Annotated in this window: 19 protein-coding genes; 5 read left to right on the top strand and 14 right to left on the bottom strand. The window is 72.0% G+C overall.

Features of this window, described 5'->3' with window-relative positions:
• Positions 1–34: 34 nt before the first annotated feature.
• The 6 genes from aceE to IEZ19_RS34070 form a co-directional block, all read right to left on the bottom strand.
• Complete coding sequence (gene aceE / locus IEZ19_RS34095) at positions 35–2737, bottom strand: pyruvate dehydrogenase (acetyl-transferring), homodimeric type (protein ID WP_189315243.1); 2703 nt, start codon at positions 2735–2737, stop codon at positions 35–37.
• Positions 2738–3025: 288 nt separating this feature from the next.
• Positions 3026–3649: a GntR family transcriptional regulator gene (locus tag IEZ19_RS34090; RefSeq protein WP_189315241.1), complete on the bottom strand. Its 624-nt coding sequence runs from the start codon at positions 3647–3649 to the stop codon at positions 3026–3028.
• A 309-nt stretch (positions 3650–3958) separates the two neighbouring features.
• Positions 3959–5746 carry a 2-oxoglutarate dehydrogenase, E2 component, dihydrolipoamide succinyltransferase gene (gene sucB, locus IEZ19_RS34085; protein WP_189315239.1) on the bottom strand — a complete coding sequence of 596 codons (1788 nt, stop codon included), beginning with the start codon at positions 5744–5746 and terminating at the stop codon, positions 3959–3961.
• Positions 5747–5806: 60 nt separating this feature from the next.
• Positions 5807–7195, bottom strand: a complete 1389-nt coding sequence (gene lpdA, locus IEZ19_RS34080) for a dihydrolipoyl dehydrogenase (RefSeq protein WP_189315237.1) — start codon at positions 7193–7195, stop codon at positions 5807–5809.
• A 348-nt stretch (positions 7196–7543) separates the two neighbouring features.
• The gene (locus tag IEZ19_RS34075) at positions 7544–9076 is read right to left on the bottom strand and encodes a leucyl aminopeptidase (protein ID WP_189315235.1); all 1533 of its coding nucleotides are present in this window, start codon (positions 9074–9076) and stop codon (positions 7544–7546) included.
• 508 nt (positions 9077–9584) lie between these two features.
• A complete protein-coding gene (locus tag IEZ19_RS34070; RefSeq protein WP_189315234.1) occupies positions 9585–10370 on the bottom strand; it encodes an adenosylcobinamide-GDP ribazoletransferase in 786 nt (261 codons plus the stop codon).
• Between the two features lie 106 nt (positions 10371–10476).
• Between IEZ19_RS34070 and IEZ19_RS34065 the strand changes: the two genes are divergently transcribed.
• Positions 10477–11235 carry a hypothetical protein gene (locus tag IEZ19_RS34065; protein ID WP_189315232.1) on the top strand — a complete coding sequence of 253 codons (759 nt, stop codon included), beginning with the start codon at positions 10477–10479 and terminating at the stop codon, positions 11233–11235.
• Here IEZ19_RS34065 and IEZ19_RS34060 read toward each other — a convergent pair.
• From IEZ19_RS34060 to cobT, 3 genes are all read right to left on the bottom strand, one after another.
• Complete coding sequence (locus IEZ19_RS34060; RefSeq protein ID WP_189315230.1) at positions 11181–11891, bottom strand: hypothetical protein; 711 nt, start codon at positions 11889–11891, stop codon at positions 11181–11183. The two genes, IEZ19_RS34065 and IEZ19_RS34060, sit on opposite strands and share 55 nt — an antisense overlap.
• 10 nt (positions 11892–11901) lie before the next feature.
• The gene (locus IEZ19_RS34055) at positions 11902–13686 is read right to left on the bottom strand and encodes a phosphatidylglycerol lysyltransferase domain-containing protein (RefSeq protein WP_189315228.1); all 1785 of its coding nucleotides are present in this window, start codon (positions 13684–13686) and stop codon (positions 11902–11904) included.
• A 140-nt stretch (positions 13687–13826) separates the two neighbouring features.
• A complete protein-coding gene (gene cobT / locus IEZ19_RS34050) occupies positions 13827–14957 on the bottom strand; it encodes a nicotinate-nucleotide--dimethylbenzimidazole phosphoribosyltransferase (protein ID WP_189315226.1) in 1131 nt (376 codons plus the stop codon).
• Between the two features lie 175 nt (positions 14958–15132).
• On the opposite strand from cobT, the gene IEZ19_RS34045 reads away from it, so the two are divergent.
• The gene (locus IEZ19_RS34045; RefSeq protein ID WP_189315224.1) at positions 15133–16116 is read left to right on the top strand and encodes a class I SAM-dependent methyltransferase; all 984 of its coding nucleotides are present in this window, start codon (positions 15133–15135) and stop codon (positions 16114–16116) included.
• Between the two features lie 37 nt (positions 16117–16153).
• Here IEZ19_RS34045 and IEZ19_RS34040 read toward each other — a convergent pair whose 3' ends face one another.
• Positions 16154–17356 carry a bifunctional adenosylcobinamide kinase/adenosylcobinamide-phosphate guanylyltransferase gene (locus tag IEZ19_RS34040; protein WP_189315222.1) on the bottom strand — a complete coding sequence of 401 codons (1203 nt, stop codon included), beginning with the start codon at positions 17354–17356 and terminating at the stop codon, positions 16154–16156.
• A gap of 124 nt (positions 17357–17480) precedes the next feature.
• On the opposite strand from IEZ19_RS34040, the gene IEZ19_RS34035 reads away from it, so the two are divergent.
• The gene (locus tag IEZ19_RS34035; RefSeq protein ID WP_189315221.1) at positions 17481–17693 is read left to right on the top strand and encodes a hypothetical protein; all 213 of its coding nucleotides are present in this window, start codon (positions 17481–17483) and stop codon (positions 17691–17693) included.
• A 60-nt stretch (positions 17694–17753) separates the two neighbouring features.
• Here the strand turns inward: IEZ19_RS34035 and IEZ19_RS34030 are convergent, their stop codons facing one another.
• The 3 genes from IEZ19_RS34030 to IEZ19_RS34020 all read right to left on the bottom strand — a co-directional run bounded on the left by IEZ19_RS34030 (position 17754) and on the right by IEZ19_RS34020 (position 20451).
• Positions 17754–18812, bottom strand: a complete 1059-nt coding sequence (locus IEZ19_RS34030; protein ID WP_189315219.1) for a S1C family serine protease — start codon at positions 18810–18812, stop codon at positions 17754–17756.
• Between the two features lie 209 nt (positions 18813–19021).
• A complete protein-coding gene (locus tag IEZ19_RS34025; RefSeq protein ID WP_189315303.1) occupies positions 19022–19732 on the bottom strand; it encodes a class I SAM-dependent methyltransferase in 711 nt (236 codons plus the stop codon).
• 83 nt (positions 19733–19815) lie between these two features.
• Complete coding sequence (locus IEZ19_RS34020) at positions 19816–20451, bottom strand: DUF3043 domain-containing protein (RefSeq protein WP_189315302.1); 636 nt, start codon at positions 20449–20451, stop codon at positions 19816–19818.
• 259 nt (positions 20452–20710) lie between these two features.
• Here IEZ19_RS34020 and IEZ19_RS34015 point away from each other — a divergent pair, with 259 nt between their 5' ends.
• Together IEZ19_RS34015 and pspAA are read left to right on the top strand one after the other, a co-directional pair.
• Positions 20711–21496: a PspA/IM30 family protein gene (locus IEZ19_RS34015; protein WP_229841162.1), complete on the top strand. Its 786-nt coding sequence runs from the start codon at positions 20711–20713 to the stop codon at positions 21494–21496.
• A gap of 29 nt (positions 21497–21525) precedes the next feature.
• Positions 21526–21804: a PspA-associated protein PspAA gene (pspAA, locus tag IEZ19_RS34010; protein WP_189315301.1), complete on the top strand. Its 279-nt coding sequence runs from the start codon at positions 21526–21528 to the stop codon at positions 21802–21804.
• Positions 21805–21835: 31 nt separating this feature from the next.
• Here pspAA and IEZ19_RS34005 read toward each other — a convergent pair whose 3' ends face one another.
• Positions 21836–23221 (bottom strand): DUF3616 domain-containing protein, encoded by a 1386-nt coding sequence (locus tag IEZ19_RS34005; protein WP_373297099.1) that lies wholly within the window; start codon positions 23219–23221, stop codon positions 21836–21838.
• Positions 23222–23293 lie beyond the last annotated feature (72 nt).

Genomic DNA, 23293 nt, shown 5'->3' with positions numbered 1-23293 from the left:
CCCCTTTCACTTGATGCCGGGCGGATGTCAGGCCTTACAGCCCGTAGCGCTCCCGCGCCTCCTTCACCGCCGTCGCCTTGACCTCGCCGCGCCTCGCCAGCTGGGCCAGGGCCGCGACGGTGATCGACTGGGCGTCGACACCGAAGTGGCGGCGGGCCGCGTCGCGGGTGTCCGAGAGGCCGAAGCCGTCGGCGCCCAGCGAGGACCAGTCCTGCTCGACCCACTGCGCGATCTGGTCCGGGACCTGGCGCATGTAGTCGGAGACCGCGAGGACCGGGCCCTCGGCGCCGTGCAGCGCCCGGCGCACGTACGGCACGCGCTCCTCGCCCCGCAGCAGCGCCGCGTCCGCCTCCATGGCGTCCCGGCGCAGCTCGCCCCACGAGGTCGCCGACCAGACGTCCGCGGCCACGCCCCACTCCTCGGCGAGCAGCTTCTGCGCCGCCAGCGTCCAGTGGATCGCCGTACCGGAACCCAGCAGCTGGATGCGCGGCGCGTTGGCCGCCGGGGACAGCCCCGCGGACTCCGCCGTGTTGAAGCGGTACAGGCCCTTGACGATGCCCTCGTCGATGCCGGCTCCGGCCGGCTTCGCGGGCTGCGGCAGCGGCTCGTTGTAGACCGTCAGGTAGTAGAAGACGTTCTGGTCCTCGCCGGGGAGGGCCTCGCCGTACATCCGGCGCACACCCTCCCGCACGATCACCGCGATCTCGTACGCGAACGCCGGGTCGTACGTCAGCGCCGCCGGGTTCGTCGCCGCGATGACGGGGGAGTGGCCGTCGGCGTGCTGCAGGCCCTCACCCGTCAGCGTCGTACGACCGGCCGTCGCACCGACCAGGAAGCCGCGGCCCAGCTGGTCGCCGAGCTGCCACATCTGGTCGGCCGTGCGCTGCCAGCCGAACATCGAGTAGAAGATGTAGAACGGGATCATCGCCTCGCCGTGCGTCGCGTACGCGGTCGACGCGGCGACGAAGTCGGCCATCGAACCGGCCTCGGTGATCCCCTCGTTGAGGATCTGGCCGTTCTTGGCCTCCTTGTAGTACATCAGCTGGTCGCGGTCGACCGGCTCGTACGTCTGGCCCTTCGGCGAGTAGATGCCGAGGGACGGGAACAGCGACTCCATGCCGAAGGTGCGCGCCTCGTCGGGGACGATCGGCACCCAGCGCCTGCCCGTCTCCTTGTCGCGGACCAGGTCCTTGATCAGGCGGACGAACGCCATGGTCGTGGCCACGTTCTGGGAGCCCGAGCCCTTGTCGAAGGACGCGAACGCCTTCTCGGCCGGGGCGGGCAGCGGGGCGAGCGCGTGCGTACGGCGGGCCGGGGCCGGGCCGCCGAGGGCCGCGCGGCGCTCCTGGAGGTAGCGGACCTCGGGGGAGTCGGCGCCGGGGTGGCCGTAGGGCACCTGGCCGTCGGCGAAGGCGCTGTCCGGGATCGGCAGCTCCAGCAGGTCGCGCATCGTCCTGAACTCGTCCACCGTCAGCTTCTTCATCTGGTGGTTGGCGTTCTTCGACGCGAAGCCGTCGCCGAGCGTGAAGCCCTTGACGGTCTGGGCCAGGATCACGGTCGGCGCGCCCTTGTGCTCGAGGGCCGCCTTGTAGGCCGCGTACACCTTGCGGGACTCGTGACCGCCGCGCGAGAGGTGGAAGCACTCGAGGATCTTGTCGTCGCTCAGCAGCTTCGCCATCTCGACGAGCGCCGGGTCCTTGCCGAAGAAGTCCTGGCGGATGTAGGCGGCGTCGCGCGTCTGGTACGTCTGCACCTGCGCGTCCGGTACCTCACGCAGCCGCCGCACGAGCGCGCCGGTGGTGTCGAGCGCGAACAGCTCGTCCCACGCCGTGCCCCACAGCGTCTTGATCACGTTCCAGCCGGCGCCGCGGAACTGGGCCTCCAGCTCCTGCACGATCTTGAAGTTGGCGCGGACCGGGCCGTCGAGGCGCTGCAGGTTGCAGTTGATGACGAAGGTGAGGTTGTCCAGCTCCTCACGCGCGGCCAGGGCGAGCGCCGCCGTCGACTCCGGCTCGTCCATCTCGCCGTCGCCGAGGAAGGCCCACACGTGGGACGCGGAGACGTCCTTGATCGCGCGGTTGGTGAGATAGCGGTTGAAGCGCGCCTGATAGATGGCGGAGAGCGGACCGAGACCCATGGACACGGTCGGGAACTCCCACAGCCAGGGAAGGCGGCGCGGGTGCGGATACGACGGCAGGCCGTTGCCGCCCGCCTCCTGGCGGAAGTTGTCCAGGTGGGCCTCGGTCAGCCGGCCGTCGAGGAAGGCGCGGGCGTAGATGCCGGGGGAGGCGTGGCCCTGGATGTACAGCTGGTCGCCGGAGCCGTCGCCCTCCTTGCCGTGGAAGAAGTGGTTGAAGCCGGTCTCGTAGAGCCAGGCCGCCGAGGCGAAGGTGGCGATGTGGCCGCCGACGCCGTGCTTGCTGCCCCGGGTGACCATCGCGGCCGCGTTCCAGCGGTTCCAGGCGGTGATCCGGCGCTCCATCGCCTCGTCACCCGGTACGGCGGGCTCGGCGGCGGTGGGGATGCTGTTGACGTAGTCGGTCTCGAGCAGCTTGGGCAACGCGATGCCCGTGCCCTCGGCGCGCTCCAGTGTGCGGCGCAGCAGGTACGCGGCACGGTGCGGCCCGGCCGCCTTGTTGACGGCGTCCAGGGAGGCCTGCCATTCGGCGGTCTCCTCGGGGTCGCGGTCCGGGAGCTGGTCGAGCTCGCTCGGCTGGATGGCCTTGGGGTCGGTCATGTCGCCGCCTTCCTCAGTCGAAGGGGGTTCCCTCATCGGTAAGGGTTCGGGGGTGCCCTTGGTCTTTGGCAGGACAGGGCGGTGGACCTCGGTGGAAGTCCAACCGGGACTGTAACTCCCTGATCGATGATCGATCAAAGGGACCCGGGCAAAACTTCTCGATTTCGAGAAAGTCGGCACGGGGTGCCTTCGGCGATGGCACCGGGTGACGTGATTTGAGCGGGGTTTTTGCAGGTGGGGCGGGGTTTTGGGTGGGGCTCGGGGTGGCGGAGCCAGGGGGCGGTGGCGTCAGGCCCTCGGGGCGCAGCCCAGGACGTGGGACTTGACCAGGTCTGCGATGCGCGGGTCGTGTCTCTTGAAGGCGGCGACCAGTTCCTCGTGTTCCTCCGCGTACGACTGCTGCACCGTGCCCAGCCAGCGGATGGACAGGGCCGTGAAGACCTCGATGCCCAGGCCCTCCCAGGTGTGCAGAAGCACCGAGTTGCCCGCCGCGCGGACCAGCTCGCGGTGGAAGGCCACCGTGTGCCGCACCTGGGCCGTGCCGTCGGACTTGCGGTCGGCCTCGTACAGGGCCGCGACGTGCGGCTCGAGAGCCGAGCAGTCCTCCGCCAGCCGCTCGGCCGCCAGCTCCGCCGCGATGGCCTCCAGACCGGCCCGCACGGGGTAGCTCTCCTCCAGGTCGGCCGCGGTCAGGTTCCGTACGCGGACACCCTTGTTCGGCGCGGACTCGATCAGGCGCAGCGACTCCAGCTCGCGCAGTGCCTCGCGCACCGGGGTCTGGCTGACCTCCAGCTCGGTCGCGATCCGGCGCTCCACGATCCGCTCACCCGGCTGCCAGCGCCCGCTGACGATCCCCTCCACGATGTGCTCGCGGATCTGTTCGCGCAGCGAGTGGACGACGGGCGCGGTCATGAGGGCTCCTCAGTCGGGGCGGTTGACGTTTAGACAATAAGGCCGGTTCGCTCTGCGGGTAGGGCGGACGAGAGGGCTTTCGTGCAGGTGAGACGAGACTTACACGGTGCTCGAGACGGATTGGAGCTCGGGGTGGTCCGTCGTTCGGCGGGTGCGGGTTTCGTCGTTGTTTCTCGCGCCCACGCGGCGGAGCCGCATATCGACACAGCCTCGCGCCCCTGTTTTTTCGGGCTGCGCCCTCAAAAACATTGGTGCCCCTGCCCGGAGTTTTCCAGGCAGGGGCACCGATGACTCAGCGGTCAGAGGCGGTTACAGGCCCAGTTCGACCTCGAACTCGCCCGCCTCCAGGATCGCCTTGACCGCCGTCAGGTAACGGGCCGCGTCGGCGCCGTCGACCAGGCGGTGGTCGTAGGACAGGGTCAGGTACGTCATGTCGCGGACGCCGATGACCGTGCCCTCCTCCGTCTCGATGACGGCCGGGCGCTTGACCGTGGCGCCGATGCCGAGGATCGCGACCTGGCCCGGCGGCACGATGATCGTGTCGAACAGGGCGCCGCGCGAACCGGTGTTGCTGATCGTGAAGGTCGCACCGGCCAGCTCGTCCGGCGTGATCTTGTTGCCACGGACCTTGGCCGCCAGGTCGGCCGTGGCCTTGGCGATGCCCGCGATGTTGAGGTCGCCGGCGCGCTTGATGACCGGGGTCATCAAGCCCTTCTCGGAGTCCACCGCGATACCGATGTTCTCGGAGTCGAAGTAGGTGATCGTGCCCTCGGCCTCGTTGATCCTGGCGTTGATGACCGGGTGGGCCTTCAGCGCCTGGGCCGCCGCCTTCACGAAGAACGGCATCGGGGAGAGCTTGACGCCCTCGCGCGCGGCGAAGGAGTCCTTGGCCTGGGCGCGCAGGCGCATCAGGCGGGTCACGTCGACCTCGACGACCGACGACAGCTGGGCCTGCTCGTGCAGGGCCTTGACCATGTTGTCGCCGATGACCTTGCGGATGCGCGGCATCTTGACGGTCTGGCCGCGGAGGGGGGAGACCTCCAGCGTCGGCGCCGCCTTCCTCGCGGCCGGAGCGGCGGCAGCGGCCGGAGCCGGAGCCGCGGCGGCGGCCTTCGCGGCCTCGGCGGCGGCGAGGACGTCCTGCTTGCGGATACGGCCGCCGACGCCGGTGCCCTTGACGGTGGCCAGGTCGACGCCGTTCTCGGCGGCGAGCTTGCGCACCAGCGGGGTGACGTAGGCGCCCTCGTCGGTGGCACCCGCGGCGGGGGCCGGCGCGGCCGGGGTGACCGGGGCCGGAGCGGCCGGCGCGGGGGCCGGGGCCACCGGAGCCGGAGCGGCGACCGGGGCGGCCGGGGCGGCCGGGGCCGGGGTCGGCACGGGCGCCGGAGCGGCCGGGGCCGGCGGGGCCACGGGGGCGGCCGGGGCGGCGGCGGGGGCCGGAGCGGCGGCCGGAGCCGCGCCCGGGGCGCCGATGACGGCGAGCTTGGCGCCGACCTCGGCGGTCTCGTCCTCACTCACCACGATCTCGAGCAGCACACCGGAGGTGGGCGCCGGGATCTCGGTGTCGACCTTGTCCGTGGAGACCTCGAGCAGCGGCTCGTCGGCCTCGACGGCCTCGCCGACCGCCTTCAGCCAGCGGGTGACGGTGCCCTCGGTGACGGACTCACCGAGCGCGGGCAGGACCACGTCCGTGCCGGTGGCGCCGGCCCCTGCGGGGGCGGAAGGCGCGGCGGCGGGTGCCGGAGCCGGGGTCGGCGCGGGGGCGGCCGGGGCCTCGGCCACGGGGGCCGGGGCGGCGGCAGGTGCCGGAGCCGCGACGGGCTCGGCGGCCGGGGCGGGAGCGGCGACGGGGGCACCCGTGCCGTCGTCGATGACGGCCAGCTCGGCGCCGACCTCGACGGTCTCGTCCTCGGCGACCTTGATGGAGGCCAGCACACCGGCGGCCGGGGCGGGGATCTCGGTGTCGACCTTGTCGGTCGAGACCTCGAGCAGCGGCTCGTCGGCCTCGACGCGTTCGCCCTCGGCCTTCAGCCAGCGGGTGACAGTGCCCTCGGTGACGCTCTCGCCGAGCGCCGGAAGGGTTACGGAAACCGCCATGGTTTCGGTTGCTCCTTACGAGTTGCGGAAGTCTGTGTCGTCGCGTTCGTCGACCGAGGGTCAGTCGTGCGAGTGGAGGGGCTTGCCGGCCAGGGCAAGGTGGGCCTCGCCCATCGCCTCGTTCTGCGTCGGGTGGGCGTGGATGAGCTGGGCCACCTCGGCCGGCAGCGCCTCCCAGTTGTAGATCAGCTGGGCCTCGCCGACCTGCTCGCCCATGCGGTCACCGACCATGTGGACGCCGACCACGGCACCGTCCTTGACCTGGACGAGCTTGATCTCACCCGCGGTGTTCAGGATCTTGCTCTTGCCGTTGCCCGCCAGGTTGTACTTCAGAGCGACGACCTTGTCCGCGCCGTAGATCTCCTTGGCCTTGGCCTCGGTGATGCCGACGGAGGCGACCTCCGGGTGGCAGTACGTCACCCGCGGGACACCGTCGTAGTCGATCGGGACGGCCTTCAGACCGGCCAGACGCTCCGCCACCAGGATGCCCTCGGCGAAGCCGACGTGCGCGAGCTGGAGCGTCGGGACCAGGTCGCCGACGGCGGAGATGGTCGGGACGTTCGTCCGCATGTACTCGTCGACCAGGACGTAGCCCCGGTCCATGGCGACACCCTGCTCCTCGTAGCCGAGGCCCTGGGAGACCGGGCCGCGGCCGACGGCGACGAGGAGGACCTCGGCCTCGAACTCCTTGCCGTCGGCGAGGGTGACCTTGACGCCGTCCTGGGTGTACTCGGCCTTCGAGAAGAAGGTGCCCAGGTTGAACTTGATGCCGCGCTTGCGGAAGGCGCGCTCGAGAAGCTTGGAGGAGTTCTCGTCCTCGACCGGGACGAGGTGCTTCAGGCCCTCGATGACCGTGACGTCGGCGCCGAAGGACTTCCACGCCGAGGCGAACTCGACGCCGATGACACCGCCGCCCAGGATGATCGCGGACTGCGGAACGCGGTCCAGGACGAGGGCGTGGTCGGAGGAGATGATCCGGTTGCCGTCGATCTCCAGGCCCGGCAGCGACTTCGGCACGGAGCCGGTCGCCAGGAGGACGTGGCGGCCCTGGACCCGCTGTCCGTTCACGTCGACGGAGGTCGGCGAGGACAGGCGACCCTCACCCTCGATGTACGTCACCTTGCGGGAGGCGATGAGGCCCTGCAGACCCTTGTACAGGCCGGCGATGACGCCGTCCTTGTACTTGTGGACGGCCGGGACGTCGATGCCCTCGAAGGTGGTCTTGACACCGAACTGCTCGCTCTCGCGGGCCTGGTCGGCGATCTCGCCCGCGTGCAGCAGGGCCTTGGTGGGGATGCAACCCCGGTGCAGGCAGGTGCCGCCGACCTTGTCCTTCTCGATCAGGGCGACGTCCAGGCCCAGCTGCGCCCCGCGCAGGGCCGCGGCGTAACCACCGCTACCACCGCCGAGGATCACTAGGTCGAAAACGGTGCTGGCGTCGTTCGCCACGTCACGTCCTCCATGCATGTGCGCCGTACGCCGGTCTCCAGTGACCGGTCGGCGGCTGGTGTCCGGCCGCTCTTTCTTCGGCCCTGTGGTGGGGCCCTGTCCTGCCGAGGCCCATCTTCGCACTTGTCGAGGACGATGTAGACGCCGGGCCGGGGTGTGGAACGTCTGATCCGTCACGTCTCGAGCGCACGGCGAGGACGAACCTCCGGATTTCGTCGCCCCTTCAGGGGCAGCGCCCGAAGGGGCGCGGAGCCGTGTCGATATGCGGCTCCGCCGCGTGGGCGCGACCAGCCCCCACGCGGCGGCACTCGCCGACGCATCAGTCCGGACCGAGCTGGAAGGCGACCGTCACGCCAAGTCACCGGAGGCAGCGACCTCGGCCAGCCGCACCAACGTACGCACGGCAGACCCGGTCCCACCCTTCGGCGTGTAACCGAACGGTCCCTGCTCGTTGAACGCAGGCCCCGCGATGTCGATGTGCGCCCATGTGATCCCGTCGCCCACGAACTCGCGCAGGAACAGACCCGCGACCAGCCCGCCGCCCATCCGCTCACCCATGTTCGCGATGTCGGCGGTCGGGGAGTCCATCCCCTTGCGCAGGTGTTCCGGCAGCGGCATCGGCCAGGACGGCTCGCCGACCTCCTCCGCCACGTCGACGATCGACGAGCGGAACGCGTCGTCGTTCGCCATGACGCCGAACGTCCGGCTGCCCAGCGCCAGCACCATCGCCCCGGTCAGCGTCGCCACGTCGACGATCGCGTCCGGCTTCTCCGCCGACGCCGCCCACAGCGCGTCGGCCAGGACCAGCCGGCCCTCGGCGTCCGTGTTGAGCACCTCGACGGTCTTGCCGCTGTACATGCGCAGCACGTCGCCCGGGCGCACCGCGGAGCCCGACGGCATGTTCTCGGCGAGCGCCAGCCAGCCGGTGACGTTGACCTCCAGGCCGAGGCGCGCGGCGGAGACGACGGCGGCGAACACGGCGGCGGCGCCGCTCATGTCGCACTTCATCGTCTCGTTGTGCCCGGCGGGCTTGAGGGAGATGCCGCCCGAGTCGTAGGTGATGCCCTTGCCGACGAAGGCCAGGCTCTTGTTCGCCTTCGGGTGCGTGTACGACAGCTTCACCAGGCGCGGCGCCGACGCCGAGCCGCTGCCGACGCCGAGGATGCCGCCGTAGCCGCCCTTGGCCAGGGCCTTCTCGTCGAGGACCTGGATCTTGAGGCCGTGCTCCTTGGCCGCGCCCTGGGCGATGGCCGCGAACGCCGCCGGGTTGAGGTCGTTCGGCGGGGTGTTGATCAGGTCGCGGGCGCGGTTGAGCTCCTCGGAGACGGCGGTGGCGCGCTCGACGGCCGCCTTGTGCTCCTTGTCCCGAGGCTTGCCGCCGAGCAGCGCGGCCTCGGCGAGGGGCGCCTTGCCGTTCTTCGCCTTCGCCGCGTTGTCCGCGCCGGTCTCCTTGTACGTGTCGAAGGAGTACGCCCCGAGCAGCACGCCCTCGGCGACCGCGCCGACGGCGGCGGCGTCCGCGAGGGGCAGCGCGAAGGCGGCCTTCTTGGAGCCGGAGAGTGCGCGGGCGGCCACACCGGCGGCCCTGCGCAGCGCCTCCGGGTCGTGGGCGGCGTCCTTCTCGGGCTCGTCGCCCAGGCCGACCGCCACCACGAGCGGCGCCTTGAAGCCCGCCGGAGCGGGCAGCTTCGTCAGTTCGCCCTCGGCACCGGAGGCACCGAGGGTCTCCAGGACGTCGGCGAGCCTGCCGTCGTACCCCTTGTCCACGGCTTCGGCGCCCTGCGCGACGACGGGTCCCTTGGCGCCCTTGGCGACACCGACGACGATCGCGTCGGCCCGCAGGCCGGGCGCCGCGGCGGTGCTGAGAGTGAGAGCAGTCACGGTGGTGGAATCTCGCTTCCGGTGTGAAGTTGCTGTGGCCGAGTGGGTGGGTCGACCGGGCCCGGGAGCCGACCCTAGAGGTGTTCCAGGGGCTCGTCTCGACCGGGGCCTTCACTTCGTCGGCGGACACCCGGGACGAGCCTACGCGTGTGTGTGCGTTCGCTCATTCCTGCGGTCGTTCACCTGTGTGTGGGGGCATGGTCACTTTCCACCGCTCGGGCCCGGGTGCCGGTACACGCACGGGACCGGTGTGTTCGTGTACGCAGCCGTCGGTGCCGCCCAAGTCCCCCTGTCCGGCGCGCTGTTGGCAGGCGACGGCACCGCTGGACCTCCGGTGCCTTTGGTTAGCGCTGTGACCGGAAAGGTTCACCGGCTCGCGACGCCCGGCACGGCACCTCGCGGCGTTGTCGCCTCACCCGAGTACATCCAGTACGCGGGTGACGCTCCGCCTTGCGATGCACCGCACCGGACGCCGCGAGCTTCCCGGCAAACCTTCCCGGCCACAGCACTAGCGCCCCAGTGACAGCACCACGAGCGCCGTCGTCGCCGCCGTCTCGGCGAGTCCGCCGAACACGTCGCCCGTGACCCCGCCGAAGCGGCGCGTGCAGCGGCGGAGCAGGAGTTCGGCGGCCGCGACGGCGGCCACGACCGCGAGCACCGTGCGCGTGATGTCGTACGACCCGAGGAGCGCGCCGCCCGCCGCGGCCAGCGCGCCGACGCCGAGCGCGACGGCGACCGCGCCGCCTCTCGGTACCACCCCGGCGACCGCCGCACCCAGCCCCTCGGGGCGGGCGGCCGGTACCCCCGCGCGGGCGGCGAGGGTCAGTGCGAGCCGGGCGGCGGTCGCCGAGACGATCGCGGCGAGCGCGCCCCGGACCCACGAGTCGCCGTAGGCCTGCGCGAGGGCCGCCACCTGGGCCAGCAGGACGAACAGCAGGGTGATGACGCCGAAGGGCCCGATGTCCGACTGCTTCATGATCCGCAGGGCGTCCTCGGCGGGTTTTCCGCTGCCGAGCCCGTCGGCGGTGTCGGCGAGGCCGTCGAGGTGCAGGCCGCGTGTGAGCACGGCCGGTACGGCGGCGGTGGCGACGGCGGCGAGCAGGGGGCCGGCGCCGAGGAACAGCAGCAGCCCGCCCAGCGCCGCCGCGCACCCGCCGACCACGAGCCCGGCCAGCGGGGCGCACAGCATGCCGCCGCGCGCGGCGTCGCGGTCCCACCGGGTGACTCCGACGGGGAGCACGGTCAGGGTGCCGAAGGCGAAGCGCAGGCCGTCCGGCCAGGGGGTCTTGAGCACCGGCGCAGGCTACCCGGCGGTCCGGGAAGGCTGTACGTCCCTGGGGGCGAAGAGCTTTACGTCCTGGGGGCGAAGGGCTGTGCACCCTCGGGGATAAAGTGCGCATATGGGACAGTGGCTCTATCGGAACATCATCGAACCGGGCAAACTCCCGCTGCTCCTCGCCCTGACCGCCTTCGTAATGACGTTCCTGGTCACCCGGACCGTCACCCGTCTCATCCGGGCGGGCCGGGGGCCGTTCGGCAATGTGAAGGCGGGCGGTCTGCACATCCACCACGTGGTCCCCGGTGTCGTCCTCACCGTCATCGGCGGATTCGGCGCCGTGGCCAGCGGGCGGCAGGGCTTCGGGGCCGCCCTCGCCGCGGTCCTGTTCGGCATCGGCGCGGGCCTGGTCCTCGACGAGTTCGCGCTGATCCTGCATCTCGCCGACGTCTACTGGACGGAGGAGGGCCGCCGGAGCGTCGAGGTCGTCGTGCTCACCGCCGCCCTCGTGGGACTGCTCCTCGCCGGGTTCGTCCCCTTCGGCGTCAACGACCTCACGCAGGACGAACTCCAGGACCGTGGCACGGTCGTCGCGACCGTCGTGTCGAACTTCGTCTTCTCGCTCGTCGCCCTGAGCAAGGGCAAGGCCCGCACCGCGCTGTTCGGCGCGGTCGTTCCGGTCCTCGCGCTCGTCGGTGCCGTCCGCCTGGCCCGGCCCGGCTCGCCGTGGGCCAAGCGCTTCTACCGGAGCCGTCCGCGCGCCCGCGCCCGTGCCGGACTGCGCGCCTACCACCACGACCGCCGCTGGGCCGGCCGCGCCCGCGCGTTTCAGGACTGGATCGGCGGCAAACCCGACCCGGCCCGCCTGCCCGACCGCCGATGACCTCGACGGAGCCGGTGACGCAGCGCCGGCATCCCGCACAGCACCGCCACGCCCACCAGCGCCGCCAGATGTTCCTTGCCGGCGAGGTTCTCCTTGACCAGTACCTCGGTCGCCATCGCCGCCGCCACCGCCCCCGCCGTGGCATAGGCGCCGTAGCGCCAGCCCAGACAGACGGCGAGGCCCACCACGGCCGCCGACGGGCCGGTGTCCACGACCTGCGCGTCCGAGACCGGCAGCCCCAGCGGGTGGCCGGGGCCGAGGGCAATGCCCACGCGCGCGTACAGCGTCCCGGCCAGCGTCGCGACGTACGCGACAGTCAGCGTCCGCCGGCGGCCCAGGCAGATCTCGGCGACGCCGAACACGAACAGGATCTGCGCCAGCGCGCCCCACACCGGCAGGTCCAGCGCGGGGACGAACAGCGACAGTGGAGTGCGCAACAGGCCCAGCCACAACGGCTCCTCGGCTCGCACCGCGCCCGCGTTCTGCACGAGCCGGTAGCCCCACGACTGGTTCTGCACGATCTGCAGTACCGCCGTCAGACACACCGCCCCGACCGTCATCGGCACCGCCGCCAGGCGCCGCTTGAGCAGCGGTCTGCGCACGGTGACGTACAGCAGCCCCCACTCGACGCGGCCCCAGCGCGCGAGCCTTCTCATACAGCGGTCCTCATCGATGTGTCTTCAGCTGTCTGCGGTGCAGCCACTTCGGCAGCCCCGACGGCAGGGTGCCCAGGAACCCCTCCGCGCGCGCGGAGGCGAGGCCGATGCGCGGCAGGTCCGCGCTCTTCTCGAAGAGCAGGAACCGCGGCTCCCAGATGGGCCGGTACTTGGCGTTGGCGCGGTACAGCGACTCGATCTGCCACCAGCGCGAGAAGAAGCTGAGCAGTGACCGCCACAGCCGCAGCACCGGACCGGCACCGAGGCGCGCGCCACGTTCGAAGACGGACCGGAACATGGCGAAGTTGAGCGAGACCTGCGTGATCCCGATCTCCCGGGAGCGCCGCAGCAACTCGATGACCATGAACTCCATCAGCCCGTTGTCGGCGTCCCGGTCCCGCCGCATGAGGTCGAGCGACAGCCCGTGCGGGCCCCACGGCACGAACGACAGCAGCGCCTTCAGTTCGCCCTGCCCGTCCCGGCACTCGAGCATCACGCACCGCCCGTCCCCCGGGTCCCCGAGCCGCCCGAGCGCCATGCTGAACCCGCGCTCGGTGGCCCCGTCCCGCCAGTCGTCCGCCCGCTCGATCAGATACGCCATCTCGTCGGCCGGCACGTCCTCGTGGCGCCGGACGCGCACCGTGTACCCGGCCCGCCGCACGCGGTTGTGCGCCTGCCGTACGGTGCGCATGGCCCGCCCCTCCAGCGTGAACTCGGCCACCTCCACCAGGGCCTCGTCGCCGAGTTCCAGCGCGTCGAGGCCGTGCCGCGTGTACACGGTGCCGGCCTCCTCGCTCGCGCCCATCACCGCCGGGATCCACCCGTGCGCCCGCGCCTCGGCGAGCCACGGCACGATCGCGCCGGGCCATGCCTCGGGGTCGCCGAGCGGATCGCCGGAGGCCAGCGAGACCCCGCCCACGACCCGGTACGCCACCGCGGCCTTTCCGGTCGGCGACCACACCACGCTCTTCTCCCTGCGCAGCGCGAAGTACCCGAGCGAGTCCCGCTCGCCATGCCGCTCCAGCAGTTCCCGCAGCCGCTTCTCGTCGTCCTCGGTGAGCGGGTCGACGGCGCGCCGGGAGCGGAAGGCCGCGTACAGCACGGCGAGGACGAGGGCGGTGCTGAGCACGTTGACGACGACGTTGACCCAGTTGGGCGTGGAGATCCCGGGAAACCGGGACTCGTCGGCGGCGACCGACACCAGCCGCAGCGTCCCGTAGTGCCAGCGCTCCGGGAACGTCGAACTCCCGGCGTCCGGCGATCGGTTGGTGACCGTCACGAGGAGCGCGGCCAGCAGGGAGGCGCCGAGGCCGCCGCCGACCGCGACGCCGGCGGCGAGCCTCGGGTTGGACCGGTCGCCCTTGGCATAGAACGCGCGCCGCCCGACGAGCAGCGCGGCGACGAAGGCGGCCGTGAGGCCCAGGGAGATCCAGTTCTGGGCGTACCGCCGGATCTCCGGGAAAACCATGGCCACGGCGAACAGCGCGAGGAACGCTCCGCCGAGCACCAGATTCAGGATCCAGGCGGCGCGCTTGCGGCGGCGCATGGTGATGGCGAGGAACGCGGTGAACACACCGGAGGCGAAGCCGGCGGTCAGCAGGTACGGCGTGAAGAAGTTCTCCTGATTGTGCCGTCGTACGTCCTGCCCGAGGGACACCCACACGGCACTGAGGAAGTTGACGAAGGCGACGCCCCGCAAGTACCAGACGGCGAAGGCGGCGGCGCGAGCACCGGCCGCGCCGCCCGACGGCCCGTCTCCGGCTCCCCGTTCAGTGGCAATTCGGGCATATCTCATGAAAAGGGATCATATGCCCGCAATTCACCTGTCCCTGGTTATTGCTGACGTCCCCTCTGCCCCGTCGCCCCCTCGAATCCGCCGCGACAGCACTCGACCGGGACGGCGCAGTCCGGCGGTGCCGAACTCGCCGTCACCGACTACTCCTTCTCCTCCGCCTCGTCGGAAAGCCCCGCCTCCTCCGAAAGCCCCGGCTTCTCGGGGAGTTCCGCCTCTTCCGAAAGCGCAGGATCCTCGGGAAGTTCCGCTGTGAGAGACGCCGCGGCCTGGACCAACGGCAGAGCGAGCAACGCCCCGACCCCCTCGCCCACCTTCACGCCCTGGTCCAGCAGTGGCTCCAGTGCCATCCGGTCCAGCGCCTTCGCCTGCCCCGGTTCCCCGCTGTCGTGCCCGGCCAGCCACCAGTCCGGCGCCCGGAACGCGATCCGCTGCCCGACCAGCGCGCACGCCGAGGACACCACGCCGTCCAGCACCACCGGCAGCTTCCGGACGGCCGCTTGCAGCAGGAAGCCGGTCATCGCCGCGAGGTCGGCCCCGCCCACGGTCGCCAGCAACTGCAACTGGTCCCCGAGTACCGGCCGCGCCCGCCGCAGCGCGTCCCGGATCGCGGCGCACTTGCGCATCCACGCCAGATCGTCGATCGCGAGGCCGCCCCGGCCGGTCACCACCGACGCGTCGGTCCCGCACAGCGCGGCGACGAGCACGGCAGCCGCCGTCGTCCCGCCCACGCTCACATCCCCGAGGACCACCAGATCCGTACCGGAGTCGGCCTCCTCGTCGGCCACCGCGACACCCGCCCGGAAGGCCGCCTCGGCCTCGTCCAGGGTCAGCGCGTCCTCGACGTCGATACGACCGCTGCCGCGCCGCACCCGGTGCCGTACGACATCGGCCGGGAACGCCTCCGGTTCGCAGTCCAGCGCCATGTCCACCACCCGCACCGGCACCCCGAGCCGCCGCGCGAGGACCGCCACCGGACTGCCGCCCTCCAGGACCGCCCGCACGAGCAGTTCGGCACTGCCCGCGGGCCGCGCGGAGACGCCCAGTTCGGCGATCCCGTGGTCGCCGGCGAAGAGCACGACCCGCGGCCGTTCGACGGGGCGTACCGGTACCACGCCCTGTGCCGCGGTCAGCCACTCACCCAGGTCGTCGAGGCGCCCCAGGGACCCGGGCGGTACGACCAGACGTTCCCGGCGCGCCTCGGCGTCACGGCGCACGCCCCCGTCGGGGCGCTCGATCAGATCGGTGAAGTCGTCGAGATTAAGCGAGCTCATTCGCCGAACAGTACCGGCAGCGGGCGAACTCCCGGTCGCCACGTCGGCACCCCACCCGCACGGCGTCTTGGCAGCCAAGATCGCCATCCCCTACCTTCCGTTTGCGGCGGATTGCTAATGATTGCCGCGCATTGCCGAGGATCGGTGAGGATTGTCCTACGACCGGGAGTCACCCATGCCGCCGGAGCCGACCACGCCCCCCGCCCCCCGGGCCACCGCACCCGTGCACGAACCACGCCGCGAGGACTGTCCCTGGTGCGGCTCCAGACGGCTGCGCACCCGGCTCCGCGCCCCCGACCTGCGGCGCCGTACACCCGGGACCTTCGTCGTGGACGAGTGCCAGGACTGCGCCCACGCCTTCCAGAACCCCCGTCTCACCGCGGAGGGCCTGGCCCGGCACCATCGCGACCTGCGGGACGCACCCCCGCAGCCCTTCGCCGAGCGCGTCCGTTCCGCCCGCCGCCACCGCGCCGCGGCGCGGGCCATGCTCGTGTGTCCCGGTTTCGCCGAGCCGGAGAGCTGGCTGGACGTCGGCACGGGCCACGCCCGCTTCCCGGAGGCGGCGCGTCAACTGTTCACGTACACGTCGTTCGACGGTCTCGACCCCACGCCCCGCGTCCAGCAGGCCCGTGCGGCGGGCCGGATCGAGGAGGCGTACACCGGCCGGCTGACCGATCCGCGCATCGCCGTACGCCTGCGCGCCCGCTACGACGTGGTCAGCATGTTCCACCACCTGGAACACACCCCCGACCCGCGCGAGGAACTCCGCGCCGCACTCGGCGTCCTGCGCCCCGGCGGCCACCTCCTGCTCGAAGTCGCCGACCCCGGCAGCGCGTTCGGCACCCTGCTCGGCAAGTGGTGGCACCCGCACGGCCAGCCCCGCCATCTGCACCTCATGCCCTTGGGCAACCTCCGCGCGGAACTGGAGTCCCGGGGCTGCACGATCGTCACCACGGACCGCCGTGCCCCGCACACCCCCGACGATCTCGCGGCGGCCCTCTCCCTGGCGCTCACCCACGTCCTGCCGAAGCCCCTGCTGCGGGCGGCCGCGCCGCTGCCGGTGCTGGCGGCGGCCCTGGACCACGTCCTGGCGCCCGTGTTCCGCCGCACCCGCTTCTCCAACGCGTACCGCGTCATCGCCCGCAAGGCGCTCGACTAGTGCTGTGGCCGGGAAGGTTTGCCGGCCACAGCACTGGTCAGCCGCGCAACACCAGCGCCTGCCCGGCGACCACCAGCAGCACGTGCTCGCACTCGTGCGCGAACGCCGCGTTCAGCCGGCCCAACTCGTCCCGGTACCGGCGTCCGGACGCCGTCGCGGGCACGATGCCCGAGCCGACCTCGTTCGAGACGGCGACGACGGTCCGCCGGGTGGCGCGCAGCGCCGACGTCAGCTCCCGCACCCGCTCCCGCAACGCGTGCTCCCCGCCGGACGACCACTCCGCGTCGTCCCACGCCCCGACGGAGTCCATCGCGTCCGTCAGCCACAGCGACAGACAGTCGATCAGCACCGGCGGCCCGTCCTGTGCCAGCAACGGCACCAGATCGCAGGTCTCCTTGGTACGCCACGACCCCGGCCGCCGCTCCCGGTGGACCGCCACCCGCTCCGCCCACTCGGAGTCGCCGTCGCGAGCGCCCCCCGTCGCCACGTACAGCACGTCCGGGAACGCCTCCAGGCGCCGCTCGGCCTCCACCGACTTCCCCGACCGCGCGCCGCCCAGCACCAGCGTCCGGCGCGGCACGTCCGGCACCTCCTCGTACGCGCCCACCACCAGCGTCGTCCCGTCCGGCACCGCACGCGCCCCGGCCGCCGCCAGCCGCCGCCTGAGCTCCGCGCCCGGCGGCACGCCGTGGTCGAGGTGGACGGCGATCACGTCCGTGGCCGGCCCGACCGCGCCCACAGCCCGCAGCTTCGCCAGCGCGTCCGGCCGCCCCACGACATCGGTGAGCACCATGTCGTACGCCCCGTCGGTCCCCTCCTCCAGACCGGCCGGCGCGCTCCCCGGCGGCAGATACAGCAACCGCTGCCCGTCCGGCCCGGTCACCGCGTATCCGGTGCCGCCCGCGTCCATCGCCAGCGCCCGAACCCGATGCCCCGTCAGCAGCGTCAACTCCCGCCCGTCCGGCACCCGTACGGGCTGCGGCAGTCCGGCCGGCACCTCCACCGCCGGTCCGTCGTGCGGATGCGACAGCAGTACCTGCCGTACGCCGCCCAGCGAACGGCCCGCCCGCGCGGCCGCGAACGCCGCCCCGGGCGTCAGGTCGAGCAGCACCGCCCCGTCCACGAGCAGCGCGGTCGCCGCGCGCGCGTCCGGGCCGAGCGCGGTCGCGCACACCGCGCAGGGACAGTCGGGGCGAGGCAGTCCCGCCGGGGCACCGGTGCCGAGCAAAGTCACTTCCACGGAACTGATTTTCCCGTGTTCTCGCACGTGCCGCGCGTCTGAAGCGCCCTCAGTCCTCTCCCGGCCCCGCCCGAGGAGCGTCTACGCTTCGATCCAGACGCGCTCACACCTGGGAGGCCCCTACATGACGGCATGGACGTGGCGGTTCGAGAAGGCCGACGGGACGGAGGTCCAGCCCGCCGTGCAGCCCGAGGAGTTCACCACGCAGGGGGATGCCGAGTCCTGGATCGGTGAGTACTGGAAGGACCTGCTCGCCGGCGGCGCCGACCAGGTGCGGCTGTTCGAGGACGTCACGGAGATCTACGGCCCGATGAGCCTGCACGCCGACGAGTCGTAACGGCACCCGCACGCAAGGGGGCGGCCCCCGGGCCCGGCCGGGGCCGCCCCTTCCGCCCGCTCACTGCTCGCCCAGCGTCACGCCCACCGTCCGCTCGGCGCCGTCGCGCTGGAACGTCACCGTCGTCCGCTGCCCCGGCCGGTCCACGGCCAGCGCTTCGGCCAGCGAGGTGATCGTGCTGATCCCGGCGCTCCCGACCTTGGTGATGACGTCACCCGGCCGGATGCCCGCCTTGTCGGCCGCGCCGCCGCTGTGCACCTCGACCACGGCGACCCCGGCGGGCTGGAAGTTCGCGTCGACGACGGTCCGCCCCGTGATGCCGAGCGCCGCCCGCCCCGAGTTGGTGACCCGGCCCTCCTTGACGATCTGGTCGGCGATCCTCCTCACCATCGAGGACGGGATCGCGAACCCGATGCCCGGCGCCGTGCCGCCTAGGTCGGGGTCGGCCGCGGCGAGCGTGGGAATGCCGATGACCTGCCCGTCCAGGTCGACCAGCGCGCCCCCGCTGTTGCCCGGGTTGATGGCCGCCGAGGTCTGCACCATGTTCGCGATGGTGGCGCCGGTGCCTCCGCCCTGGCCGCCCTCGCTGACGGTCCGTCCGGTCGCCGACACGATGCCCTGTGTCACGCTGGACGACAGCCCGAGCGGCGAGCCCATGGCCAGCACGATCCGGCCGACCTGCACTTTCTTGGACTCCGCGAACCGGGCCGGCGCCAGCCCCTCGGGCAGGCGGTCGAGCTTGACCACCGCGAGGTCCTGTGCCGGGTACGAGTAGACGAGGCGGGCGGTGAGGGGTTCCTCGCTGTTGGCGGTGGTCACCTTGAAGGTCTTCTCGTTCCCGACCACGTGCGCGTTGGTGACGATGTGCCCCTGGGAGTCGTACACCACCCCGGACCCGAGATCCCGCCCGGCCTGGATCTGCACGACGGACGGCAGCACGTTGGCGATCACCTTCAGATAGTCGTTCTCCAGCTCGTTACTGGCCCGCGGCACCTGGGCCTCGGCCCGGGTGCTCGGATCCTGCCCCGGCGAACCGGAGCCCGTACACCCGGCCACGGCACACACGAGAACGACGACCAGCCCGACGGCCCGGGAAACATGGCAACGGAAGACGTCCATACGCCGAGTCTCCCGACCCGGTGACACTCCGTCCCCCGGACTTGACCCGAACGAGCCTCCGAATCAGCCCCCCTGCTGACGTGGCTCCGCCACAACAGCGCTCAGCGCCTCGCGCCATCCGGCCCCGCTGACGTGAATCCGCCGCAACGGCGCCCAGCCGAGGCGGCGCGATCCGGCGGTGCCGAACCGGCCCATCGCCCCCGGGCGGCTCAGCCCCGTACGCCGCACAGATGCAGCAGCGCCGCCACCCCGCGATACGGATCCGTCCGCCCCGCCCGCTCCTCGGCGGCCAGCAGCGTCTCCAGCTCACCCGGCCCACCGGGGAGATCCGTCCCGTCCGGCGCCGTGTCCGTGAAGACCCGCACGCCGTACCAGGCGTGCAACGGCGCCCCGATCCCGGCCAGCGTCGCCGTCACCGCGGACAGCCGGTCGGCGCGGACATCCAGCCCCAGCCGGTTGCGGTACGCCATGGTGTCGAACGCGGCCAGCGCCGTGGTCCAGTCGCCGGACAACCCGGAACGCATCGCCAGCGCGTCCCCGTTGCGCACCAGCAGCGACAGCAGTCCGCCCGGCGCGAGCATCCGGGCCAGCCCCGCCAGCAGGGCGTCCGGCTCCTCGACGTACATCAGCACCCCGTGGCACAGCACGACGTCGAAACCGCCCGGCAGGAAGTGGACCCCCGTGTCCCGCCCGTCCCCCTGCACGATCCGCACACGCTCGCGGATCCCCTCCGGTTCGGAGGCCACCGCCTGCCGCGCCGCCGCGACCATCGTGGCGTCCCGCTCGACGCCGGTCACCTGGTGCCCGGCGCGGGCCAGCCGCAGCGCCTGCGTGCCCTGGCCCATCCCCACGTCGAGCACCCGCAACCGCTGCCCCACCGGGAACCGCCCGGCTATCTGCTCGTCGAGCTGCCGGGCCACCAGCTCCTGTCGTACGACATCACGCAGCCCGCCCAGCCTGCTCAGCCAGGCGTTCACCGCGTCCCCGGAGAAAGAAGCTGCGCTCAGGGCCGCTCTCCGCGCTTGACCTGCGGCTTGGGCAGCCGGAGCCGACGCATCTGCAGGGAGCGCATCAGGGCGTAGGCGACCGCGCCCCGGGTGTTCTGGTCGGGGAAGCGCTCGGCGAGCCGCTTCTTGAGGCGGAAGCCCGAGAAGATCGAGTCCAGCACGATCAGGACGATCACGATCAGCCACAGCAGCAGCGCGATGCTCTGCAGGGCGGGCACCTGCACCACGCTCAGGATCAGGATCACCACGGCCAGCGGGAGGAAGAACTCCGCGACGTTGAAGCGGGAGTCGACCCAGGCACGGGCGAACTTGCGCACCGGACCCTTGTCCCGCGCCGGCAGATACCGCTCGTCACCGCCCGCCAGCGCCTGGCGCTGGCGCTCCATCTGGGTGCGGCGCTCGTCACGCTGCCGCTTGGCCGCGTCCTTGCGCGTCAGCTGCGTGTTGGCCACGCTGCGGCGCTGGGACTGGGCCTCACTGCGCTTGGGCGTGGGGCGGCCCTTGGGGGCCTGCGGGTCACGGGTCTGCTTGGAGTCGGTCACGGGCGCCTTGTCGGCGGGGACCTTCTCATCCTTGGCACGGCTACGGAACACAAAACCCAAGGGTACGGGGTGCCCGGGGTTGGACCCCAGCCCTGTGGGGAACGATCCGGCAACACCGGACGTCTGTAGGGGGACAGAGGGGACGTTGCAGACGGTTCACCCGGCGGCACCCCGGGAGCCACCTACTCCCTGCGCCGGAGCGGGATCGTACGCAGTCGTCCTTGGGGATGAGCGCATCGGTCCCCGAACAGTGCGGTAATGGAGGCAGGGCCCGTACTGTGGGTTCTGTCGCAGGATCTGTGAGCTGGAGTCCGTCAGAAGGGGGCGCGCGAAGCCCATGAGCGGTGTCATGAAGCGTATGGGGATGATCTTCCGCGCGAAGGCGAACAAGGCCCTGGACAGGGCCGAGGACCCGCGCGAGACCCTCGATTACTCGTACCAGAAGCAGCTGGAGCTGCTCCAGAAGGTGCGCCGCGGTGTCGCCGACGTGGCGACCAGCCGCAAGCGCCTGGAGCTCCAGCTCAACCAGCTGCAGTCGCAGTCCACCAAACTGGAGGACCAGGGCCGCAAGGCGCTCGCGCTGGGCCGGGAGGACCTGGCCCGCGAGGCGCTCTCGCGCCGCGCCGCCCTCCAGCAGCAGGTGACGGACCTCGAGACGCAGCACACGACTCTCCAGGGCGAGGAGGAGAAGCTCACCCTGGCGGCCCAGCGCCTCCAGGCCAAGGTCGACGCCTTCCGTACGAAGAAGGAGACGATCAAGGCCACGTACACCGCCGCCCAGGCCCAGACCCGCATCGGCGAGGCCTTCTCCGGCATCTCCGAGGAGATGGGCGACGTCGGCCTCGCGATCCAGCGCGCCGAGGACAAGACCGCCCAGCTCCAGGCCCGGGCCGGCGCCATCGACGAGCTGCTCGCCTCCGGTGCCCTCGACGACCCGTCCGGCATGGCCAAGGACGACATCCAGGCCGAGCTGGACCGGCTCTCCGGTGGTACGGATGTAGAGCTGGAGCTCCAGCGCATGAAGGCGGAGCTGGCCGGAGGGACCTCGGGTCAGCAGCAGGCCATCGAGGGCGGCACCGGCCAGGGGCAGCAGTCCCAGCAGCCGCAGGACACCCCGCGCTTCGACAAGCAGTAGCCGAACGCCTGGAGGGCGAGATGGCCGACATGGTCGTACGGATCATGGGGGAGGGGCAGCTGAGGCTGGCCGACAGCCACCTCGGCGAGCTCAACAAGCTGGACGACGAGCTGCTGTCCGAGATGCAGAGCGGCGACGGCCCGGGTTTCCGGGCCACCCTCCAGGCCCTCCTGGACAAGGTCCGTGAACTGGGCGAGCCCCTGCCCGACGACGCTCTCGAGCCCTCGGACCTCATCCTGCCGGCGCCTGACGCGACGCTGGACGAGGTCCGCAGGCTGCTCAGCGAGGACGGACTGATCCCGGGCTGACCGGCGGGCCGGCCCGCCCGGGACCGGCCGGTCAGCGCAGGGGGAACCAGGTGCTGCGGGACTTCTGCCACTCCGGGTGGTCGAGGTCCTTGGCCTGCCCGCCGTCGCCGTACAGGTCCGCGTCACCGTCGTCGGTGATCAGCTGGACCTGTGCGCCGGAGACGTCCGTCGAGGGCACCGACACGATGGACTCCCAGCCGCCCGCGTCCGACGTCGGCAGGTCTAGTACCTTCACCGGCTGGTGACCGGCCACGCCGTCCCAGGAGTAGACGGCGTACGGGTCGCTGTTGTCGTCGGCCGCCCAGGAGCCGGCCAGGATCAGGAACTGCCCCGAGTCGTTGCGGCGCAGGTCGCGGATGGACAGTCCGCCCAGGTTCAGCTCGATCGGCGTGCCGAAGGTGGCCTTGGTGCCCCGTGCGACCTGGTCGTAGTTCGTGACCGGGACGATCAACGCCTTGCCGCCCGACTGCGGCGGCACCAGCGGGGCCCGGAAGCCGACGTACGCCGTGGTCGTGGAGCCCGGCGCGAACTCCAGGCCCTCGACGTTGAAGCCGTCCACCTGCTTCGGGATCTGCCCGTCCGCGACCGCGTCCGCGAAGCCGTACCGGTCGCCGTTCGCCTCGTCCCACGCCACCAGGTCGTCCCGCAGCCGGTGTCCGGCGGTGCCGAAGGCCAGCGCGGTGGACGCGCCCGAGCCCGAGACCGTGGTGGTGAACACCGTGTTGCGGTCGGCCTTGTACTCGCCGTCCTTGTTGTTGCCGAGCGAGCCCGTCCAGTAGATCGTGTCGCCGACGCGGGCCGCGCCCTCGATGTCGACCTCCTTGTCGGCGTCGAGCTTGCCGTCGAGGTCCCAGGTCTTCACCGGCGGGCCGGAGGCGGCCCCGTCGTACAGGCGCAGGGTGTTGTCCTCGTCGTTGGCGACGACGACGTAGCCGTCACCGACGTCCACGGCGGCGGAGGCGTCCGAGGCGCCGGTCAGATAGCGTGCGTCGGCCGAGTGCTGCACGGCGGGCGAGGCGGCGTAGTGCAGCGTCGTCGTGGCGGTCTTGCCGCCGAGGCCGGTCACCTTCAACGTGAGGTCGGCGTAACCCTGGGCGTGCGCGGCCACCGCGAGGGTGCGGGCGGAGCCGGTCCCGGTGACCTGGACGTCGGTGGTGGCGGCCACCGACGTCTTGGTGCTCTTGGTCGCGGTCAAGGTCAGCGCGGACACGTCGGCGCCGCTCTGGGCGACGGTCACCGTGACGGTCGGGTCGCCGGTGCTGCCCACCGCGCCTGACAGATAGGCGGCCGAGAGCTTGATGGTGGGGGTGCCGTAACCAGCTGCCTGCGCGGGGGAGACCAGGCCCGCGACCGACACCAGCGCGATGGCCGCGACGGGCCAGAGCGCACGGCCGGAGGGCGAGGAATGAGGGCGCACGATGGCTGCCTTTCGTCGACGAGGCTCCGGCCGGTGCGGCGCGGACGCCGACGAGAAGGCTGAGCACGCCCG

Origin of the sequence: Streptomyces brasiliensis (genome assembly GCF_014647875.1) — a bacterium.
GTDB lineage: Bacteria > Actinomycetota > Actinomycetes > Streptomycetales > Streptomycetaceae > Streptomyces > Streptomyces brasiliensis.
Note: the sequence above shows the minus strand (reverse complement) of the source record. Positions and strands in the feature narration are given on the sequence as shown.

Bases quoted from the DNA above. Each gene is read 5' to 3' on its own strand.
- aceE (WP_189315243.1), bottom strand. From the start codon at position 2,737: ATGACCGACCCCAAGGCCATCCAGCCGAGCGAGCTCGACCAGCTCCCG.
- IEZ19_RS34090 (WP_189315241.1), bottom strand. From the start codon at position 3,649: ATGACCGCGCCCGTCGTCCACTCGCTGCGCGAACAGATCCGCGAGCAC.
- sucB (WP_189315239.1), bottom strand. From the start codon at position 5,746: ATGGCGGTTTCCGTAACCCTTCCGGCGCTCGGCGAGAGCGTCACCGAG.
- IEZ19_RS34065 (WP_189315232.1), top strand. From the start codon at position 10,477: ATGGGACAGTGGCTCTATCGGAACATCATCGAACCGGGCAAACTCCCG.
- IEZ19_RS34060 (WP_189315230.1), bottom strand. From the start codon at position 11,891: ATGAGAAGGCTCGCGCGCTGGGGCCGCGTCGAGTGGGGGCTGCTGTAC.
- IEZ19_RS34055 (WP_189315228.1), bottom strand. From the start codon at position 13,686: ATGAGATATGCCCGAATTGCCACTGAACGGGGAGCCGGAGACGGGCCG.
- cobT (WP_189315226.1), bottom strand. From the start codon at position 14,957: ATGAGCTCGCTTAATCTCGACGACTTCACCGATCTGATCGAGCGCCCC.
- IEZ19_RS34045 (WP_189315224.1), top strand. From the start codon at position 15,133: ATGCCGCCGGAGCCGACCACGCCCCCCGCCCCCCGGGCCACCGCACCC.
- IEZ19_RS34035 (WP_189315221.1), top strand. From the start codon at position 17,481: ATGACGGCATGGACGTGGCGGTTCGAGAAGGCCGACGGGACGGAGGTC.
- IEZ19_RS34030 (WP_189315219.1), bottom strand. From the start codon at position 18,812: ATGGACGTCTTCCGTTGCCATGTTTCCCGGGCCGTCGGGCTGGTCGTC.
- IEZ19_RS34015 (WP_229841162.1), top strand. From the start codon at position 20,711: ATGAAGCGTATGGGGATGATCTTCCGCGCGAAGGCGAACAAGGCCCTG.
- pspAA (WP_189315301.1), top strand. From the start codon at position 21,526: ATGGTCGTACGGATCATGGGGGAGGGGCAGCTGAGGCTGGCCGACAGC.